We start from the raw sequence: 16,302 nt of genomic DNA, 5'->3' as shown, positions 1-16,302 counted from the left end.
TAGCTGCGATCCGGTGGCTCTATTGACAAGCATGCCGCGATGTAGTCATATGACGGCTGTTGATTACAAATCAATCAATTTGTCACCCCGGAGGAGCCATGACACAAACGCGACAACCAAAGCCGGCCACAGAAGGGTCGGCCCAACCGCCCGCGCTACCGCGCCTTGGTCGGCAAGGACCGGCGACATTCCTGGCCCTGGTCGGGGTGCTGTGGTTCATCCTGGCCGTCATCGTCGTCGCACGGTGGGTGACCTCGGGGGAGTACTTCCAACCGGCGCCGCACATCGGGCCGGACGTCATGGAGGACTGGCGGCTGATCGCCCTGCGCATCTTCGAGGCGATCAGCCTGGCGGTGCTGGCGGCCTTCATCTGGTACTGCGTGGTCAAACCGCTGCGGACCACCGGAAAGCTCAGTCTCGACGGCAAATTCGTCATCGGCGGCCTCATCTGCTTCGTCGCCGACGGGTTCCTCAACATCAAGGAGTACCTGTTCGCGTGGAACAGCGCGAACGTCAACCGCGGCGTCTGGGTGCAGTTCCTGCCCTTCCACAGCGAGGATGCGCCCACCCGCTACGCCGAGTCCCTGATCTGGGGACCGCCGATGTACGTCTACTTCGCCGCCGGCGTGGCCATCGTGGCCTGTCACGAAGCCAAGCGCGTCCGGCGGCGCTGGCCGAACATCACCAAGTTCCGGCTGTTCGTGTTCATCTTCGCCTTCGAGTTCACCTTCGACTTCGTCCTGGAGAACATCATCATCCGGACCACCCACGCCTACGCTTACGCCAAGACCTACGAACCGCTGACCCTGTGGGCCGGTGAGGTACATCAGTTCCCGCTTTACGAAGCGTTCCTGGTGGCCTGCGTGGGCTGCATGTTCACCTGGGCGCGGCTCGAAGCCGAAGAGCGGCCCATCGGGGAATCGCCGATCGAGGTCGGGGCGCACCTGTGGCGGCCCACGCTGCAACCGCATGTCCGCAACTTCGCGGTCCTCGGGTTCTGCTTCCTGACCCTGGTGTTCCTGTACCACCTGCCGTTCAACTGGTTCGGCCTGATCGGGGATTCCTACGCCGACCTGCCCACCTACCTGCTGCCCGGCTACTGAACTACCTCCTGACCCCGGTCCCCGTCGGGCGGTACGCCGCCCGACGGGGACCGGGGTCATTGGCCGTCCTTCAGGGCCGCCGGGCCGCGGGAGTAGCCGGGGCGCAACGTGATCCGCTCCGAGCCGACGCGCGCCACGTCCTCCCACGCGGCGGTGAACGTGCCGCGATGCAACCACTTGGCCAGCGCGGCGATCACCAGCGGGGCGTTGATACTCGTGCGCTCGTAGCCCAGATACGACGAGCGGGTCCGGGGGCTCATCACCAGCGCGGCCACCCGCGGCGTTCCGGGGCGGTCGTCGCGGTCCCCGGGCACCGAGAGTCGGACGTCGGTCACGGTGCCGAGGCGGTGATGGCCGGCGTCCACGACGGGCATGCCGAGCAGGCTACTCAGCTGCATGGCGACCTCCCGGAATGCGGGCCACCACGTGGTCGCGCAGCCAACGTTCCACCCACTGCACGTCGAACTGCATGTCAGTGGGGACCAGCTGCACCGTTGTTCCTATGGACGCCACCAGTTTCCACGGAATGGGCTGCAACCGCGACGGCGGCGGGCCGCCGCCGAAGATCCGGGTGGCGACGACCTGCCCGGACAGCAGGGCGGTCACGCGCGGCGCCGCCGTGCCCGGTGCGATGTCCTCATCGACCTCGACACCGTCGAGTTCGAGGTCGTCGACGATGGCCACCGGAGCGCCGTCGGCGTCGAGCAATTGGCGATCCAACAGATGCAGGCGGGCGTCCAGGGTGGTCATGCTCCCGCCCCCGTCACGATCATCAGCGGGATCGCCGCCAACGACGCCGCCAGAATGATCACCAGATAGATCGAACCGAACATGTTGGTCACCTTTCCGTTGGTGTGTTCGCCCATGTACTCGGGATCGTTGGAGACGATGAGGATCGGCAGATACGTCAGCGGCAGGGCGATGGCGGAGAACACCACGGAGTACTCCGTCACCATCACCGGGTCGACGCCGGTGAACAGCACCGCCGCCCCGACGACGATGCTGACGAACATCACCACGTGGAACCGGGAGGCCTCGGCAGGACGACGGAACTTGCCCCACGGCCAGCCCAGGAACTGCGCCAGCGTGTATCCGCTGGACAGGGTGGTCTCCAGCGCCGCGCCGAAGGTGGCCGCCACGATGCCGACGATGGCGAAGGCCAGCGCCAGCTTGCCGCCGGCCTCGACGACCGGCATCACCACCTGAGACAGCGAAGTCACCTCGATCTGGTTGGGCAACAGCACGATTGCCGCGCCCGCGGCGATGGCGATCGACAGGATGCCGCCCAACGGGAAGCCCACCAGGACATTGAGCCGGGAGGTGCCCAGATCCTTGGTGGTCCAGCGTTCCTCCACCGCGCCGGAGGAGAAGAAGAAGACCTCGTAGGGTGTCATCGCCGCGCCGAACAACGCGATGGCGTAGTACCAGTAGGTGGCCGCCGATTCCGACTCCGGGATCACCGGCTGCACCACCTGTTCGCCGAGTCCGCCCCAATCAGGCTGCAACGCAAAGACACTGACGGCGAACACGATGAGGCACAGGCCCAGCACGCCCGTGGTGTTCTCCATGACGGAGAACTTGACACGCCAGATCACCAGCCACACCGCGAAGGCGACCACCGGAATCCACATCATCCGCCCGACGTCGGTCGCCAACTGCAGGGCCAGGGCAACGCCGCCGATCTCGGCGGTCAGCGTCATCAGGTTGATCAGGAACGAGGCGCTCAGATTCGCCGCGGCCGTTCGCGGGCCCAGCCGCTCGCGGATGATCTCGAAGGTGGCGCGCCCGCTGACCGCGGCCACCCGGCCCGCCATCTGCGCGAACAGGCAGATCCCGATGACGCCGACCACGACGACCCACACGAGGGCCAGCCCGAACCGGGAGCCGACGACGGCGTTGGTGACCAGATCGCCGATATCGAGGAATCCGCCGATGGCGGTGAGGATTCCCAGCGCGACCCCGAAGATCTTCTTCATCAGCGGTAGCCCGCTTCGAGGCGGTCCGCCGAGGCCGTCAGTGCGGCGCGCAGCTGCTCCAACGGGGGATCGGCGACGACGTTTCGGGTGTGGGCCGAAGCCGTATTGAGCAGGTCGATGATGGCGGTCATCGAGTCGGTCAGGAAGCGTTGCCGAGAAAGGTCGGCGGCGTCATCGGCCTTCAGGTCGGCAATGCCCTGAAAGGCCTTGACCACCTCGTCGCGCGCATCGGAGATCTGCACGCTGACCAGCTGCGGCGTGGTGCGATCCCGGATCCGCAGATCCAGGGCCAAGGCACCGCTGTGGGCGGCGGCGACGGTCTCCTCCATCGCCTGGGCGAGTTGGCCCGGTACGCCGTCCCGGTTGGCGGGGCACTGCGACAGCAGCAAACCCAGGGCCACGACCATGACGGCGGCGACGAGGCCGCGCCGTAGGAGCCGCAGCTCGTTCGCGATTGCGTACCACGGCCGTCGCCGATCAGTCGCGCAAGTCCAGGCCCACGATCGGGCGGTAGTCACTGTCAGGAGATAAGAAGGCGTCCCGGTTCATGCCGTCTCCTAGCGCTCGCAGCCGAGGATGCTTGACTGCGCGCTGGAGTACCCGGGACGGGGAGGATCAAACTATGCGGCGTCCCGGGCCAGATGGTCACTGCGAGCACAGGACGAGCACTCGGGGGAGTCGATGTCGAACTGGCCGCACCCGGGGCAAATAAACGGAATCACAAGACAACCGCTCCCTGTCGTTCCGGCGCCCTCGTGGCGCCGCGTTGCCTGCCCTTTACCCCGCGCGGGACAGGTTTGAAACCGGTCTTTTTCCCGTCGCCGGGAGTCGGTATCGCGGGACAGGTACTAGATGAAGCTGCCGCCGTAGTACGGCTCCGGCACCGTCGAAGTCCGCCCCGGGGGCACCGGGCGGACGGTCCGGGGCTGCTGCGGCCCGGTCCCTTGACCGTATTCGGTCTGGGGAGCGTAGGGCGACTGTGATCCGTACTTGGGCGTTCCATGGGTCAGCAGAGCGGCCGCGATGAAAGCCGCCGCCCGATCGGTGTACACCGGGATGTAGCCCTCGGTGTGCCCACTCCAGGAGTTGCCCGGTCCGTCGTGACAAATCGGGTCGCTGGGATGGCACAAGTCGATCGCCTTGGCGGCCAGCGGTGAATCCTGGGTCGGTGTCGACCCGCCTGTGCGGCCCGCGACGTTGCCGAACGTCGCGACCGCCGCAACGTGGTCCATGTACTTGCGCGGTAGCGGATCGCCCCAGTTGACCCCGTCGAAACCGGCCACGATGTTGACCACACTCGCGCCCTGCGAATAGCCGCCCAACACGATCTTGGTGTCGGGGCAGGCGTCCGCGGTCGATTTGATGCGGTCGATCGCGTCCTTGGCGCCCGCGCCGCTGTGCCGCTGGGTGATGGTGGCCTTGTAATCCACCGGGTAAGTCCGGATCGGCAAGCCGCCGGTCTGCCGCCGCAGCGAGTTGACCATGGCATCACCGACGCGGCCCATGCCGGCCGGTTCGTCGGTGCCGCGAGCAAACACCACCTCGGCGATCGGGCAGTCGTCGGCGGCGGCCCACGGGGCCACGGGAGCGGTCAGCGGGATTGCGGTGAGGACCAGGGCCGATGCACCCAACTGGGCCCAACGACGCACCGCCCGCCGGACAAACATCCCGGGAGTCTACCTGGGTCAGGGTTATCCAGCTGAACACTGGCGTGGTCATCGCCTCCGCCAGTAGGCGGATCAGTCGGCGAGGAACTCCAGGACTTCGGGGACGAAGGTCTCGTGGTACTGGAAGACACCGCCGTGGCCCGAGTTGGGGTAGATGGTGATCTTCGCGTTGGGTAGGCGCCTGGCCAGGTCGAGGGAGTGATCGCTGGCCACCATGAGGTCGTTGTCGCCGTTGGCCACGAAGGTCGGTGCGGTGATCTTCGAGAGGTCGTCCGGTGCGTGGAGTCCGCCGGCGGTGATGGCGCGCAGTTGCGCAATCCGGGCCTGGTTCGAGATCGGCTTGTCGCGGTCGGTGGTGCGCTCGGCGAGACGGTCGAAATAGGCGTTGGCGGCCTTCTTGCCCTCGGGAGTGCGCGGGAAGAACAGGAAGTGGCGGGCATCCTTGCGGGCCAGCGCAGCCTTGGCGTAGGCGCCGCCGACGATAAACGGCATCTTCCAGATCCCGCCGCCCCCACGCGGTCCGGATCCGGCGATGATCATGCGGCGTACGAGGTCGGGTGTCTGCAGGGCGATCATCTGGGCTACCGCCCCGCCCACGGAGAAGCCGAAGAGATCGACTTTCTCGTGACCGAGGGCCCGGATGAAGGCGATGGCGTCGGCACCCATCTGCTCGAGGTCGGCGGGCACCTTGGAGCCGGAGGCGCCGACCCCCTTGTTGTCGAAGGCGATGACGCGGTGCTGGGCAGCGATGCCGTCGATGACGCGGGGGTCCCAGTCATCGAGGACCGCGGTGAAGTGGTGCAGGAAGACCACCGGGACGGCGGTGTCGGCGCCGAGTTCGCGGTAGACGAAGCGCACGCCCGCCACATCGATGCTGCTGGTCGGGACGTCTTTCCAGGTGGTCATCATGGCTTCCTTCGTGAAGTGGTGGGTGTGGAGGTCTGTGGTTGTGGGCCGCGCCCGTCCAGCCGGGCCAGAATGTTGAGCACGGTGCGGTCGGAGGTCAGGTTCTTGTCGAGGGCAGGCCCGATGACACCGCGTGCGGCCGAGATCGCCGACCACCGTGTGGGATGAACGACGCGTGGTCTGCGGCGCTCGAGCCCGTCTGCGATGGCGACGGCCGCCGAGTTCGGCGTGACTCGTTTCAGCATCCTCTTGGGCAGTGCGCCGAGAAGTTCGAGCACCATCGGGTCCTCGTCGACGCCATGCTTGATCATTGCGGTGTCGACCAGGGAGAAGTACGTGGTGAGTACGGACACGCCGGCGTCGGCGAGTTCGATGCGAAGGCCGCGGCCGAGTTGCTCGACGGCGGCCTTGCTCATCGCGTAGGGGATGGTGCCCATACCGTTGACGAAGGCGAACACCGACGACAGCAGGACGATTTGTCCTTGGTGGGCCAGCACCTGTTCCAGGGCGGCGTCGACGGTGTTGACGACCCCGGAGACGTTGACCGCCAAGGCATTATCGATGTAGGACTCGGGCGTCGTGCGAAGTGTTGCCGCCTTCGGTAGGAGGCCGGCGCTGGCGATCACCACGTCGAGGCGCCCGAAGCGGTCCACCGTCGCAGCGACCGCGTCGGCGAGCGAGCCGCGTCGGCGTACGTCGGTCACCACCCCGAGCGCGTGGATGGGGTGCAGTCGCGAGGCGCGTTCGGGGATGTCGGCTGCGAGATCGGCAATGGTGACCCGTGCACCCCTACGGAGCAGTTCTTCGGCCGTGGCGGTTCCGATCCCACCGTTGCCACCGGTGATCAGGACGACCTTGCCGTTGAGGTCGTAGGTCTTGGGACGGGACAGCAACCGCATCACAGGCCCCGCCGCTTGCCGAAGGCGACGCGGCCGTTGCGACGCACCATCGCGGCCGTGGTCTTGAGCGGCCCACGCGTGAGGTCCGGCTCCTCGCCACGGCTCAGCCGGTGCAGCTGGTCGGTGTTCCAGCTGATGTTGAGAAGTCCGTCGAGCTGCTTGAGGTCGGCGACCCTGCCCAGGATCGGGCGAAGCCCATATTTGATCTCGTGCGCCTTCAACTCGGCGCTCTCGTCGGCGAGGATGTCAGAGGCCGCCTCGGGATTGGTGACCGACGGACGTGCGATGCCCACGAGGTCGCACTCACCGCTGGCCACGGCCGAGTTCATACCTCTGTGGGTCCGGAAGCCCCCGGTGACCGCGATCGGCACACCACCTGCCACCTCCTTGACGGAGGCCGCGTACTCGAGGAAGTACGCCTCGCGGGCACGCGTGCTCGCCGCCGCGGAGCCCGACATGGCGGGCGACTCGTAGCTGCCGCCGCTGATCTCGATGAGGTCAACGCCTTCGGCGACGAGGGCTGCCACGACGTCACGTGACTCAGCCTCGGTGAAGCCGCCCTTCTGGAAGTCTGCCGAGTTGAGCTTGACACTGACCGCGAACCCCGGGCTGACAGCCTTTCGAGTGCGCCGGACGATTTCGAGCAGGAACCGCATGCGTCGTTCTGGGTCACCTCCCCACTCGTCGGTGCGCAGATTCGCCAGGGGAGAGAGGAATTGGGTGACGAGGTAGCCATGGGCGGCATGGATCTGAACGCCATCGAACCCGGCCGCCTCGCAGACGACCGCGGCCCGGGCGAAGCGATCAATGATGTCCTCGATCTCGACGGCGCTCAGCGCGCGCGGTGTCGCTGCACCGGGCATCGCCAAGCCGACCGCGCTGGGAGCGACGGGAGTGTGGCCGAGGTTGAGTGGGTTGGCTTGCCGGCCGGGATGGTTCAACTGAACGAAGATGGGAGTGCCGCCGTCATGAGCCGCCTTCGCCCACGAGGCCAAAGCGTCGTGGTCGCGGTCGTCTTCGATGACGACGTTGCCGGGCTCACCCAACTGCGTGCGGTCCACCGCCACATTGCCGGTGATGAGCAGGCCGTAGCCGCCTTTCCCCCAGCGGCGGTAGAGGCATGCCAACTGCTCGTTCGGCGCGTGATCGCTGCCGGCCAGCGCTTCGCTCATCGCCGCCTTGGCGATGCGGTTCGGCAGGCGTAGGCCACAGGGAAGGTCAAGCGGATCACTCAGGTTCGCTATCGGATCGGTCACGGTCACTCCAGAAGTTGATTGGATTATGACCATAATATTATGATCGACATATAGTCAAGGCCAACGAATCAAGGGAGGCTCGATGGCCAGATACGCCAGTGATCACAAGGAAGCGACGCGGCGACGGATCATCGAGACGGCTGGTCGTCGTCTCAAGCAGGACGGAATCGACGGGGCCGGCATCGCGGCGTTGATGTCCGATGCGGGACTGACCAACGGTGCCTTCTACGCGCACTTCGCCTCAAAGAGCGACCTCATCGCTGCCGTGGTTGCCGACCAGCTCGACGCGCAGGCCGCTGCGATCGCTCAGCTCCCCGAGGGGCGTGAAGCTCTGATCGCCTATGTCACTTGGTATCTGTCGCCGGAGCACCGCCTGGACGTCGCCAACGGGTGCCCCTCCGCTGCGCTGCTCGATGAGATCGCGCGCCAGGGCGGAGATATTGGTGCCGCCTATCAGCGCGGCATCGCCGTCATCGTGGATGAGGTGGCAAAACGGCTGACCTCGGATTGGTCCCTTGACCACGCACTGGCCAAGACGCGGGCGGTCGGACTGATGACTGTGCTCATCTCGAGCTTGCAGTTGGCGCGAGCGATGGCAGACGAGCAGGCCGTGGACCAGATCCTCAGGGCGGGGTTGGATAACGCCCGGGCGTTGCTGGCTTCCTGACTGTTCGACGGCCGTGGCAGGCCGAGCCGAAACTTGCCCTCAGAACCTTTCGCGCAGCGGGCGATCGTGTGGGGTGCCGCGGTAGATCCCGCGGTCGATGAGCCGGGGGACCACCTCGTCGATGAACTCCCGGATGGACTGCGCCCCGGCTGAGAACATCAGGTTGAATCCGCCGACGTTGCCGTCGGAGTGCCAGGCCGCGAAGTCGTCGACCAGGTCGTCGTAGGAGCCGACGAACTTGCGGTGCGTGGCGCCGCCGCGGCCCACCGCCTGCGCGACGACGTCGCGGACGGTGACCCCGGGCCGTTCCTGGATCCAGTTGTAGAGCCCGACGTAGTTGCCGAAGGTGCTCTTGATGGTCTTCTCGACGTCCTCGGGGCGCGGCAGCAGGTCGACGGGGAACGCCTCGTTGATGTCGCCCACCGGGATCTGGATGCCGAACTGGCCCAACGCGAAGGGCGCGATGGGCGCCCAGTCGACGTGACTGTCCAACTCGTGCAGCTTTTCCTCGGCCTCCTTGGCGGTGCGGCCGAGGTACGGGATGAGCCCGGGGATCGCCGGCACCGAGCCCGGGCTGCGGCCCTGCTCGGCGAGCGCCTTGTCCAGGGTCTCGCGGTAGACGGCGGCGGTGTCGCGGGTCGAGGAGTTGGTGAACACCATCTCGGCGTGCTTGGCGGCCACGCGGATGCCCGCCCCGGAGCCGCCGGCCTGGGCGATGAGCGGCCGGCCCTGCCGGCTGGGTGCGACGTTGAGCGGGCCGGTGACCTGAAACAGGTTGCCGCGGTGATTGATCGGCGTCGCGTAGAACCGGGTCAGGCCGTCGGGATCGCGGCGCAGTTCGCGGTGGTCCCACAGCCCCCGCAGCACCTGCAGGAACTCGTCGGCCCGCGCATAGCGCTCCTCGCGGTCCAGGTGGCGCACCAGGTTGTAGTTCAGCGCGAAGTCGTCGATCACCGAGGTCACCGCGTTGTAGCCGGCGCGCCCGTCGGAGGCTTGGTCGAGGGAGGCCAGCAGGCGGGCCAGGTTGTAGGGGTCGTAGAACGTCGTCGACGCCGTCGCGATGAGCCCAACATGCTTGGTGTGCTGGGAGATTGCGGTCAGCGCGGTGATGGGTTCGGCGGGGCCGCCGTCGAAGGCCGGTGATCCCTGCATGCCCGGGATGTCCCCGACGAACAGCGCGGTGAACAGCCCCTCGTCGCCGAAGCGGCCGTACTCGAGCAGGCGCTCGAAGGTGCTGCGCGCGGGGATGCCGTGCGCCTGCTCGTTGCCGTACGCCCCCTGGTGCAGGTTGATGTCGTTGGCCACCAGGTTCAGATGCAGATAACGTTTTTCCGACATCGTGCTCCTATCAAGGGTTCTCGGGGAGTTCAGCGCATGGTGGCGTGCAGGGCGTCGGTCATCGCCTCGATGGCGGCCTCGCGGTCCAGCGGCCAACCGTCGACCAGCCAGAGGTGCATGAAGGAGTCGACCATGGTGTACATCATCGCGATGGCCAGCCGCAGCTGCGCCTCGGTGGCGCCCGGCATGGCGTCGGAGCGCGCCCACTCCTCGACGTTGGCCTCCATGGTGGCGCGGTGCGCCCCGGCGAACTCCGGGTCGGCCGCGCGGGCCTGATGCAGGGCGGTGTAGAGCTCCGGGGCCGAGGTGTAGAAGTCGACCACCTTCTCGAAGAAGGCGCGGATGGACGGGCGCCCCGACTTGCCGCCGCGCGGCGCGTCCTCCTGCGACCAGACCGTCATCCGGGTGTTGCGCAGTTCCCGCAGCACCGCGGCCTTGCTGTCGAAATGCAGGTAGAACGTGGCGCGGCCAATCCCGGCGCGCCGCACGATGTCGTCGATGGTGACCGCGACGTAGCCCCGTTCGGCGAACGCCTCCAGGGCCGCGGACTCGATGTGCTCGCGGGTCATGATGCGGTGCCGGTCGCGCATCGTGAGCTTCGGTGCGGCGTCCTCGGTTTCGGTGGCGGCCGTGGTGTCGGTCACGCGAGGATCACGCCCTCGAGCCGACCGTTCGCGCGCCACTTCGCCAGCATGTCGAAGAACTCGACGGGCTTGCCGCCGAAGTTCGTCGACAGCATCCCGTGCGGGTTCTCCTTGTCGCCCTCGGAGCTCAGATAGCTCGGCGTGCACTCGGCGTAGAAGGCCTTGGGCTTCTCCGACGAGGCCTCCATGGCCGCCAGCCACTGTTCCTCGGCGGCCTGGGTGGCCTCGATGGTCGACGCGCCGCGCTCGACGAAAGTGCGCACCAGATAGGCGAAGTGCTGCGCGCGCTCCTCGGCGGTGTGGGTGTAGTTGGGGGAGACCCCGGACTGGGTGTAGCCGAGGAAGAAACAGTTCGGGAAGCCGTGGGTCTGCAGGCCGTGCAGCGTCCGCATGCCCTTGGCCCACTTCTGCGACAGCGCCACGCCGTCGCGGCCGACGATCTCGAACCCGAGCCGACGGGTGAACTCGGTGCCCACCTCGAATCCGGTGGCGAACACCAGCGCGTCGAGTTCGTACGCCACCCCGTCGACCACCACGGCGGTCTCGGTGAAACGCTCCACCCCGCGGCCGTCGGTGTCGACCAGGGTGACGTTCGGCCGGTTGAAGGTGTCCAGGTACTGGTCGTGATAGCCCGGCCGCTTGCAGTTGAGCCGGTACCAGGGCTTCAGCGCCTCAGCGGTTTTGGGGTCGCGCACCGTGGCATCGATGCGCGCGCGCAACCGCTCCATCGCATCCCAGTCGGCGCGGAAGAGAAATTCGGTGATCTCCTCGAGGCTCATTTCCCGGCCCAGGCGCGCGGTCTCCCGGGCCACGGCGGGTTCGGAGAGCGCGAGCGCCTTCTGGGTCCAGCCGTCGTCGGTGAGATCGAGTTCCATCTCGACACCGCACGTCACCCGGGTGAAGTTCTCCATCCGCTCGCGCTGCCAACCGGGCCCGAGGGTGGCCGCCCACTGCGGATCGGTGGGCCGGTTGCCGCGCTCGGAGACCGTGCTCGGGGTCCGCTGGAACACATACAGCTGCTCGGCATGCTCACCCAGGTGTGGAATGCATTGGAGCCCGGTGGAACCGGTGCCGATGACGCCGACGCGCTTGTCGGCCAACTTGGTCAGCCCGCCCGTCTCGTCGCCGCCGGTGTAGTCGAAGTCCCAGCGGCTGGTGTGGAAGGTGTGGCCGCGGAACTCGTTGATCCCCGGGATGCCGGGAAGTTTCGGGCGGGTCAGCGACCCCGGCGACACCGCGACCATGGTCGCGGTGAAGTCGTCGCCGCGGTCGGTGGTGATCCGCCACTGCGTGGCCTGCTCGTCCCACTGCATGCCGGTGACGGTGGTCTGCAGCAGCGCGTTCTCGTACAAGCCGTAATGCTTGGCGCAGTTCTGCAGGTGCTCCCGGATCTCCGGGCCATGGGCGTAGCGCTCGCTCGGGATGTAGTCCAGTTCTTCGAGCAGCGGCAGGTAGATGTAGGACTCGACGTCGCACTGCACGCCCGGGTAGCGGTTCCAGTACCAGGTGCCGCCGAAGTCGCCGGCGGTGTCGATCATCCGGATGTCGGTGATGCCGGCTTCCTGCAGGCGCGCCGCGGCCAGGATGCTGCCCAAACCCGCGCCGATGATCGCCACCTGCACGTGGTCGCGCACCGGGTCGCGCTCGACCCGTTCGGTCCACGGGTCGTCGGCGTAATGCGAGAAATCGGCGGTGACCTCGACGAACTGGTCCACCGCGTCGGGCCGCAGGCGCTTGTCGCGTTCGATCGCGTACTTCGCGCGCACCCACTCGGCGTCGTACTCCGCCGGCTTGGGTCCCAGGGAAGTGGCCGCTTCTGGCATCTCGTCGCGCTCCTCGCAAATCTCGCTGGACGGTGTGTCTACTAAACAGACGTAGGGGCATCTTGCCAGATGGGGCATCTATCTGGCTAGGGCTTGGTGTGGGTGGCAGCGACAACAGCGGGGCTCCGCGGCTTCGGTTGTTGCTCGTAGGAATGCCTATGGGCGCGGCGACTGGCCGGAACCCAGCAGCAACTCGACCAGATCTGAGAGGGCGTTGTACCCGTACTCCCGCTGCTCGGTGCTCTCGATCAGCAGCCAGGCCGGATGTTGCTGTGCTTTGAGTTCATGCCAGAGCTTCCGGATGCGTCCGCGGTCGCTGCCGCGCACCTGGTCAGCGACGGCCTCGGGATCGTCGATGCAGCAGGCGAGGACCGCCGCGTCCCGGAGGTGGCGCTCCGCATCCCGGTTGTCAGCGGTGTAGGCCGCGCCTTTCAGGCCAAGGGCCGCTATCACGGAGGGCAGGCTGAACCGCACTGGTTTCGAATCAATGTGAAGGGTGACGTTCACCGTGCGCTGTAATGCTCCAGTGCTGCCGGGTACCCGAAACACGCGATGGCCCAGGGCCTTCGGTGGGTGCTGCAGGTGATCTGCGACCATCACGTCGACAATGTCGGAACCGCGTTCGAAACAGTGGATGAACCCGTTCGGTTTATTCGGTCTCCGCAGCACGAAGCCAAGGTTCTCGAGTCGTTCGCGAGCGCCTGCGAAGCTAATTGCGTCCGTCTCGACGTGCAACACGATGTCGATGTCCTCGGTTGGCCGATGTCGCACGCCAATACGCGCGGCGTGAACCTGCACCATCAGTCCGCCGACAAGCGTCCAGCTGAATTCGGGTAACGCGGCGGCGACTTCGACGGCGAGCGGCCACGGGTGCGCCCAACCGCCCGGTGGGGGACTGATGTCCCAGCGCTCTCGCTCGGTCAACGAAGTAGGCCGATCATCTCTACTAGTCGGTCCCTGCCGACGCTGCGCGCCCTGGAATCCATCGACTCCATCAGATCGAGCGCGACCGCAGCGTCGGGTAGCGGGTCTACCGGAAAGTCGAGCAGGCGCAATGAAATCTGACCGCCGCCCGGATCCTCTCGCAATTTGAGATCACGCAGTGTGCGGTTGGGGCCGACGTAGAGGTACCCGTCGATCTGCGCGGCATTGTCGGCAGCCAGGCCCCATTCGACTGCCAGCGGGGACATCAGGCCCGTCGGCTTCATCCCCTTGTTCTGGAGGTGGGCGACCAGAGTGTCGGGCGCCATGCGCACGGTAAGGCGCAGGCTCCTTACTGTTGCGCGGCGCCGAGCGAAGCGCGCCACTTCGATCGGGGTCATGGCCGCCAGCCGATCGGCGATGCGCATTTCGTTGCGCCCGTCGGGTACTCGACCGGACAGCAGTGCCAGCGCCATCCATGCTGTTGCCGGAAACGCCGGCCGGCCCTTGCTCGTGGTGCCGTTGTTCTTGGCCCTGTGGACCGCCGCCGATTTGACGACAGCGGTGCGGCCGACGAGGCGCACATACCCGAGTTCGCCGCCAGCGGCCAGTCGCTGCGCTTGCCGCGGTGTGACCCCGAGTATCTCGGCTGCCTCGGAGAGCGGCACCTCATCAGTCACGGTTTATATAGTCGCTTACACGACTACATAAGTCCAGCAGATGGCGCATGGATGGGCCTTGACCCGGTCACCGGGCGCTGCTAAGCAAGTGCTCAGCATATCGCCGAGAGCCGGCGTGCCCCCGGAGCGAGAAGGGTCAACAATGACATCGACGACATCGACGGCGCTGCAGTCCGTACTGGACGACATCCAGAAGCGGCCCGGCACCGGCGAGGTGATCCCGATCATCAACCCGGTGACCGAGGAGCAGATCACCGAGTTCACCGACTGTGGGCCCGAGGCAGTCGACGACGCCGTCGCGCGCGCCAAGGCGGCCTTCGAGGCCGGCGTGTGGGCCGACCTGCCCGGGCGTGAACGCGCCAAGGTCATGTGGCGGATCGCCGACCTCATCGAGGAGCACGCCGAGGAGTTCGCGCAGATCGACTCGGCCAACACGGGCATGCCGCTGATGCAGTCCCGGCTGGTGGTCCCGACGTCGGCGGAGTTCTTCCGCTACTACGCCGGGTGGTGCAGCAAGGTCAGCGGAAGCGCCTACGACGTCAAGACCAGCGGCATCGCATCCGACAGCTACGTCAGCCAGCACGCCTACACGCTCAAGGAACCCTATGGCGTCGTCGGCCTGATCTTCCCGTGGAACGGACCGATCTTCAACGCCTGCGCCAAACTCGCGCCGGCGCTGGCCGCCGGATGTAGCAGCGTGGTGAAACCTGCTGAGGAGACCCCACTTTCGGCGATCCTGCTGGACCGGCTCATCGCCGAGGCCGGTGTCCCCGAGGGTGTCGTCAACCTCCTGACCGGCTACGGCCACACCGCGGGTGCGGCGATCACCGCCCACCCCGACGTCGAAAAGGTGGCCTTCACCGGTTCGACGGACGTGGGCAAGGAGATCGTGCGGGCTTCCGCGGGCAACCTCAAGAAGGTGATGCTCGAACTCGGCGGCAAGTCACCGGTGCTGATCTTCGACGACGCGGATCTCAACCAGGCCATCATGATGGCCGCGATGGGGATCTTCGTGCACTCCGGCCAGGGGTGTGTCTGCGGGTCACGCATCTTCGTGCAGCGCGGTGTCTACGACCAGGTGGTGGAGGGCATCGCGATGATGGCCAACAACATCAAGCTCGGAGGACCCGACGAAGAGGGTTGCGTCAGTGGACCGTTGATCAGCGAGAAGCAGCTGAAGCGGGTCATGGGCTACATCGACGAGGGCAAATCGGGCGGCGTCAACGTCGTGACCGGCGGACATCGACTCGACCGCAAGGGCTATTTCGTCCACCCGACCGTGCTGGCCGACGTCGACCGCGACCTGAAGCTCTACCAGGAAGAGATCTTCGGGCCCGTGGTCACGGTGCTGCCGTTCGATGACGACGACGAAGCGGTCGCCATGGCCAACGAGACTCCGTACGGTCTGGCCGCCACGGCGTGGACGACCAACCTCAGCCGTGCCCACACACTGGCCAAGAAGCTGCAGGCCGGCACCGTGACGATCAACTGCCAGCTGGTCTTCGACCACTCGGTGCCCTTCGGTGGGTACAAGCAGTCCGGGTGGGGCCACGAGTTCGGGCCGGAAGGGTTGGACGCCTACCTGAAGACGAAATCCGTGTGGGCGCAGCTGTAACCGCCGAGATGACGGGCGTTTAGGCCGTCAGCGTCTCGCGCATTCCCGGCGCCAGCACGGGGTCGAGGACGTCCCAGTCCACGGTGATCGGGTAGTAGTCGCCGAGCACGTGGGCCACCGAGATGAAGACCACCAGGCCGTCGTCGTCGGGAACCCACGCGGCCAGCTGATCGGCGAGAGGTTCCGGCGCGGACTGCCCGGCCAGCTTCTCGTCCTCGGCGATCTCGGCGTTGATGCCGTCGACCAACGCGGTCAGCCCCGCGGTCTCGTCGGTGAACAGATCGGTGATCATGATCGGCTCGGCGGTCTTTGCGTCGATCACCGTGGTCGCCACCGCGTTGAACGGGTGCGCCGCGCGCTCGACGGAGATGTTGAGCAGCAGCACGCCGGCCACCGACCCGGTCCCGATGTGGGTGACCTCGCTGCGATCGTCCTCGCCGAGCACCCCGGGCCACACCGACACCGGGGTGTTGTCCTCGGTGGGCACCAGGTAGTCGTCGAGCGCGGCGCGCATACCGGAGTTGAACCAGTCGCGCACCGCGGCGTCGCCGCCGCGCAACTGCGGCAGTTCCGCCTGATAGGTCACGAGCCCCTCGGCGCCCTCGACCGGTTCGACGAAGGCGGTGAAGGGTTCGACGGCGGCGCTCGTGGCGCTCGTGGTGGTCGGGTCCTGCGTCGCGGTCGGGCCCTCGGGGGTCTCCGAGTCACACGCCGTGGCCGCGCCGATCAGGGCGAGCGCGACGGCCGCGGAGGCCAGCTTGCGGGCTGCCGATGTCTGGATCATTGCCTGACCCTAACCCCGGCTGC

17 protein-coding genes are annotated in these 16,302 nt (G+C 66.8%); 3 read left to right on the top strand and 14 right to left on the bottom strand.

Going from position 1 to position 16,302, the window contains the following annotated elements; translation table 11 throughout:
• The first annotated feature begins 98 nt into the window (after positions 1-98).
• A complete protein-coding gene (locus EL338_RS16765; protein ID WP_126334778.1) occupies positions 99-1,103 on the top strand; it encodes a spirocyclase AveC family protein in 1,005 nt (334 codons plus the stop codon).
• Between the two features lie 56 nt (positions 1,104-1,159).
• Here the strand turns inward: EL338_RS16765 and EL338_RS16760 are convergent, their stop codons facing one another.
• The 8 genes from EL338_RS16760 to EL338_RS16725 all read right to left on the bottom strand — a co-directional run bounded on the left by EL338_RS16760 (position 1,160) and on the right by EL338_RS16725 (position 7,795).
• Positions 1,160-1,501: a PRC-barrel domain-containing protein gene (locus EL338_RS16760; RefSeq protein ID WP_126334777.1), complete on the bottom strand. Its 342-nt coding sequence runs from the start codon at positions 1,499-1,501 to the stop codon at positions 1,160-1,162.
• A complete protein-coding gene (locus EL338_RS16755; protein WP_126334776.1) occupies positions 1,488-1,853 on the bottom strand; it encodes a hypothetical protein in 366 nt (121 codons plus the stop codon). The genes EL338_RS16760 and EL338_RS16755 overlap by 14 nt, the downstream gene beginning before the upstream one ends.
• The gene (locus EL338_RS16750; RefSeq protein WP_126334775.1) at positions 1,850-3,079 is read right to left on the bottom strand and encodes an Nramp family divalent metal transporter; all 1,230 of its coding nucleotides are present in this window, start codon (positions 3,077-3,079) and stop codon (positions 1,850-1,852) included. Before EL338_RS16750 ends, EL338_RS16755 begins: the two co-directional genes overlap by 4 nt.
• A complete protein-coding gene (locus EL338_RS16745; protein ID WP_126334774.1) occupies positions 3,079-3,486 on the bottom strand; it encodes a hypothetical protein in 408 nt (135 codons plus the stop codon). The genes EL338_RS16750 and EL338_RS16745 overlap by 1 nt, the downstream gene beginning before the upstream one ends.
• Before the next feature lie 441 nt (positions 3,487-3,927).
• Positions 3,928-4,746, bottom strand: coding sequence for a cutinase family protein (locus EL338_RS16740; RefSeq protein WP_126334773.1), 819 nt, complete (start codon positions 4,744-4,746; stop codon positions 3,928-3,930).
• A 72-nt stretch (positions 4,747-4,818) separates the two neighbouring features.
• The gene (locus EL338_RS16735) at positions 4,819-5,652 is read right to left on the bottom strand and encodes an alpha/beta fold hydrolase (protein ID WP_126334772.1); all 834 of its coding nucleotides are present in this window, start codon (positions 5,650-5,652) and stop codon (positions 4,819-4,821) included.
• Positions 5,652-6,551: an SDR family NAD(P)-dependent oxidoreductase gene (locus tag EL338_RS16730; RefSeq protein ID WP_126334771.1), complete on the bottom strand. Its 900-nt coding sequence runs from the start codon at positions 6,549-6,551 to the stop codon at positions 5,652-5,654. Before EL338_RS16730 ends, EL338_RS16735 begins: the two co-directional genes overlap by 1 nt.
• Complete coding sequence (locus EL338_RS16725; RefSeq protein WP_126336921.1) at positions 6,551-7,795, bottom strand: NADH:flavin oxidoreductase/NADH oxidase family protein; 1,245 nt, start codon at positions 7,793-7,795, stop codon at positions 6,551-6,553. Before EL338_RS16725 ends, EL338_RS16730 begins: the two co-directional genes overlap by 1 nt.
• A 94-nt stretch (positions 7,796-7,889) precedes the next feature.
• Here EL338_RS16725 and EL338_RS16720 point away from each other — a divergent pair, with 94 nt between their 5' ends.
• Entirely contained in the window at positions 7,890-8,474 is a 585-nt protein-coding gene (locus tag EL338_RS16720; protein ID WP_126334770.1) for a TetR/AcrR family transcriptional regulator, read from the top strand.
• 39 nt (positions 8,475-8,513) lie between these two features.
• On the opposite strand, the gene EL338_RS16715 is transcribed toward EL338_RS16720, so the two are convergent.
• The 5 genes from EL338_RS16715 to EL338_RS16695 all read right to left on the bottom strand — a co-directional run bounded on the left by EL338_RS16715 (position 8,514) and on the right by EL338_RS16695 (position 13,880).
• A complete protein-coding gene (locus tag EL338_RS16715; RefSeq protein WP_126334769.1) occupies positions 8,514-9,812 on the bottom strand; it encodes an NtaA/DmoA family FMN-dependent monooxygenase in 1,299 nt (432 codons plus the stop codon).
• Positions 9,813-9,841: 29 nt separating this feature from the next.
• Positions 9,842-10,456 carry a TetR/AcrR family transcriptional regulator gene (locus EL338_RS16710; protein ID WP_126334768.1) on the bottom strand — a complete coding sequence of 205 codons (615 nt, stop codon included), beginning with the start codon at positions 10,454-10,456 and terminating at the stop codon, positions 9,842-9,844.
• Positions 10,453-12,279, bottom strand: coding sequence for a flavin-containing monooxygenase (locus tag EL338_RS16705; RefSeq protein WP_163792202.1), 1,827 nt, complete (start codon positions 12,277-12,279; stop codon positions 10,453-10,455). The genes EL338_RS16710 and EL338_RS16705 overlap by 4 nt, the downstream gene beginning before the upstream one ends.
• A 156-nt stretch (positions 12,280-12,435) precedes the next feature.
• A complete protein-coding gene (locus EL338_RS16700) occupies positions 12,436-13,203 on the bottom strand; it encodes a hypothetical protein (protein ID WP_235666179.1) in 768 nt (255 codons plus the stop codon).
• A complete protein-coding gene (locus EL338_RS16695) occupies positions 13,200-13,880 on the bottom strand; it encodes a hypothetical protein (protein ID WP_126334767.1) in 681 nt (226 codons plus the stop codon). Before EL338_RS16695 ends, EL338_RS16700 begins: the two co-directional genes overlap by 4 nt.
• Positions 13,881-14,022: 142 nt before the next feature.
• Between EL338_RS16695 and EL338_RS16690 the strand changes: the two genes are divergently transcribed.
• Positions 14,023-15,495 (top strand): aldehyde dehydrogenase family protein, encoded by a 1,473-nt coding sequence (locus EL338_RS16690; protein ID WP_126334766.1) that lies wholly within the window; start codon positions 14,023-14,025, stop codon positions 15,493-15,495.
• A 19-nt stretch (positions 15,496-15,514) separates the two neighbouring features.
• On the opposite strand, the gene EL338_RS16685 is transcribed toward EL338_RS16690, so the two are convergent.
• On the bottom strand, positions 15,515-16,279 hold the full coding sequence (locus EL338_RS16685) for a hypothetical protein (protein ID WP_126334765.1): 765 nt from the start codon (positions 16,277-16,279) through the stop codon (positions 15,515-15,517).
• Between the last annotated feature and the right edge of the window lie 23 nt (positions 16,280-16,302).

This window comes from Mycolicibacterium chitae (genome assembly GCF_900637205.1).
In the GTDB taxonomy this organism is placed as follows: Bacteria; Actinomycetota; Actinomycetes; order Mycobacteriales; family Mycobacteriaceae; genus Mycobacterium; species Mycobacterium chitae.
Note: the sequence above shows the minus strand (reverse complement) of the source record. Positions and strands in the feature narration are given on the sequence as shown.

Excerpts from the sequence above, each read along its gene's own strand:
- EL338_RS16705 (WP_163792202.1), bottom strand. The coding sequence starts at position 12,279 with ATGCCAGAAGCGGCCACTTCCCTGGGACCCAAGCCGGCGGAGTACGAC.
- EL338_RS16745 (WP_126334774.1), bottom strand. The coding sequence starts at position 3,486 with ATGGTCGTGGCCCTGGGTTTGCTGCTGTCGCAGTGCCCCGCCAACCGG.
- EL338_RS16730 (WP_126334771.1), bottom strand. The coding sequence starts at position 6,551 with ATGCGGTTGCTGTCCCGTCCCAAGACCTACGACCTCAACGGCAAGGTC.
- EL338_RS16755 (WP_126334776.1), bottom strand. The coding sequence starts at position 1,853 with ATGACCACCCTGGACGCCCGCCTGCATCTGTTGGATCGCCAATTGCTC.
- EL338_RS16735 (WP_126334772.1), bottom strand. The coding sequence starts at position 5,652 with ATGACCACCTGGAAAGACGTCCCGACCAGCAGCATCGATGTGGCGGGC.
- EL338_RS16765 (WP_126334778.1), top strand. The coding sequence starts at position 99 with ATGACACAAACGCGACAACCAAAGCCGGCCACAGAAGGGTCGGCCCAA.
- EL338_RS16690 (WP_126334766.1), top strand. The coding sequence starts at position 14,023 with ATGACATCGACGACATCGACGGCGCTGCAGTCCGTACTGGACGACATC.
- EL338_RS16720 (WP_126334770.1), top strand. The coding sequence starts at position 7,890 with ATGGCCAGATACGCCAGTGATCACAAGGAAGCGACGCGGCGACGGATC.
- EL338_RS16715 (WP_126334769.1), bottom strand. The coding sequence starts at position 9,812 with ATGTCGGAAAAACGTTATCTGCATCTGAACCTGGTGGCCAACGACATC.
- EL338_RS16685 (WP_126334765.1), bottom strand. The coding sequence starts at position 16,279 with ATGATCCAGACATCGGCAGCCCGCAAGCTGGCCTCCGCGGCCGTCGCG.
- EL338_RS16750 (WP_126334775.1), bottom strand. The coding sequence starts at position 3,079 with ATGAAGAAGATCTTCGGGGTCGCGCTGGGAATCCTCACCGCCATCGGC.
- EL338_RS16740 (WP_126334773.1), bottom strand. The coding sequence starts at position 4,746 with ATGTTTGTCCGGCGGGCGGTGCGTCGTTGGGCCCAGTTGGGTGCATCG.
- EL338_RS16760 (WP_126334777.1), bottom strand. The coding sequence starts at position 1,501 with ATGCAGCTGAGTAGCCTGCTCGGCATGCCCGTCGTGGACGCCGGCCAT.